Here is a 1,975-nt window from a genome sequence, read left to right as displayed (position 1 = left end):
GGCGCGGGGCGGTCCCGGCGGGCCGGGGGCGCCGCCGGTGCGGCTGCCCGGCCCGCCGGCCCCGGTCAGGCCCAGCGGCCCCGCTTGACCTCCATCGCCTCGCGGGCCTCGGCGTCCTTGCGCTTCCACTGCTTGCGGATCTCCGCACGCAGCCGCGCGTCCTTCTGGGCGACCATGCGCAGGTTCTCCCGTTGCAGCTTGCGGTAGCTGTCCAGGCGGCGCTGCGGCAGGGTCCCGTCGTCGATGGCGTCGAGGACGGCGCAGCCCGGCTCCCGCTCGTGGGAGCAGTCCTGGAACCGGCAGCCCGCGGCGAGTTCCTGGATCTCGGCGAACACCTGGCCGACGCCACCGGTGGCGTCCCACAGGCCGACGCCCCGCAGGCCGGGGGTGTCGATGAGGACGCCGCCGCCCGGCAGGACGAGCAGGTTGCGGGTGGTGGTGGTGTGCCGGCCCTTGCCGTCGACGTCCCGGACGGCCCGGACGTCCATGACGTCCTCCCCGAGGAGCGCGTTGGCCAGGGTGGACTTGCCCGCGCCGGACTGGCCCAGCAGGACGGTCGTGCCCCCGGCGGCGACGGCGGTGAGCACGTCGAGGCCGTCCCCGTCGTGGGCGCTGACGGTGATCACCGGCACGCCGGGCGCGCTGGTCTCGACGTCCTGGACGAGGTGGGCGCGGGTGGCCGGGTCCGGGACGAGGTCGGCCTTGGTCAGCACGACGACCGGCTGGGCGCCGGACTCCCAGGCGAGGGCGAGGAACCGTTCGACGCGGGCGAGGTCGAGTTCGGCCGCGAGGGACACGGCGACGACGGCGTGGTCGACGTTGGCGGCGAGGATCTGCCCCTCGGACCGCTTGGAGGAGGTGGACCGCACGAACGCGGTGCGGCGGGGCAGCACGGTCCGTACGTAGCGCGGGCTGCCGCCGGGCTCGACGGCGACCCAGTCGCCGGTGCAGACGACCCGCAGGGGGTCGTGCGGGGTGACGAACGCGGTGTCGGCGCGCACGGTGCCCTCGGCGGTGACCACGTCGCACTGGCCGCGGTCGACCCGGATGACGCGTCCGGGCAGCAGCCCGTGGGCGGCGTGAGGGGCGAAGGTGTCGGTCCAGGCGTCGTCCCAGCCGTAGGGAGCCAGCGCGGAGGCGGACGGGGTGGAGAGCGAACTCAAGGGGATGGCCCTTCGGAGGAGCGGCCCCGGCGGCCCCGGCCGGCGTGCTGGCGCACTGCCGGAAGGGCAGAGGTGAGAGTCGGTCAGCCGGTGGCCACGGAGGTGGACTTGACGGATACCTGGATGCGGACAGCGCCCGTGACGGTGACGGTCATCGGTCGACACCTCCTCGCTCGTGTGCGCGTCGCCCTGCGACGCTCCGGCACGGTGGCGCGCGGCCACCGGATGATCTGCGGTCAGGTTAGTGCGCCGCCCTCCCGGTCCGTCAACTCCTTTTTCCGCCGCAGCGCCCGGCCGGACGGTTCAGGCCCGCGCGCAGGGGCGGCCGTTGAGCGTGACGTCGTGCGGCGGGGTGTTGGTGCCGTCCCAGGAGGCGATGAAACCGAAGGCGATCCGGCCGTTCGCCGGGACGGCCGCGTTGTAGGAGGCGGCGGTGGCGGTCACCCGCGCGCCCTTCTGGTCGTGGGTGGCGTCCCACATCTGGCGGACCTGCTGGCCGTCGCGGAAGGAGAAGGCGACCCGCCAGGCGTCGAGCGGCTGCCGGGTGGTGACGGTGAGGGTGGCCTGGAAGCCGTCGGGCCACTGGTGGACCAGGTCGTAGACGGCCCGGCAGGCGGCGGGCGGGGCGTCGCTCGTGGTGGGCGGCGGGCCCGCGGTGCCGGAGGAGGTGCCCTGCGGCTCGGGGTCGGGGTCCTCCCGCTCGGGCACCGGCGCCGTGGTGCGGCCGGTGGAGGGGGCCGGGGCGGAGGCGGACGGGGACGCGGTGGTGGAGGGCTCGGTGGCGGGGCCGGGGGGCGGCGACAGGCCGGGGG

Annotated in this window: 2 protein-coding genes; both read right to left on the bottom strand. The window is 75.8% G+C overall.

Features of this window, described 5'->3' with window-relative positions:
• Window positions 1-65: 65 nt before the first annotated feature.
• On the bottom strand, window positions 66-1,169 hold the full coding sequence (gene rsgA, locus G3I53_RS11870) for a ribosome small subunit-dependent GTPase A (RefSeq protein ID WP_164337897.1): 1,104 nt from the start codon (window positions 1,167-1,169) through the stop codon (window positions 66-68).
• Between the two features lie 297 nt (window positions 1,170-1,466).
• Window positions 1,467-1,975: cellulose binding domain-containing protein (locus tag G3I53_RS11865; protein ID WP_203616947.1), on the bottom strand; the 509-nt coding region annotated here is incomplete at its 5' end.

The sequence above is a fragment of the Streptomyces sp. SID14436 genome, from assembly GCF_010548465.1.
Classification (GTDB): Bacteria; Actinomycetota; Actinomycetes; order Streptomycetales; family Streptomycetaceae; genus Streptomyces.
The sequence above is the reverse complement of the archived record's forward strand: the minus strand, read 5'-3'. Positions and strand labels throughout refer to the sequence as shown.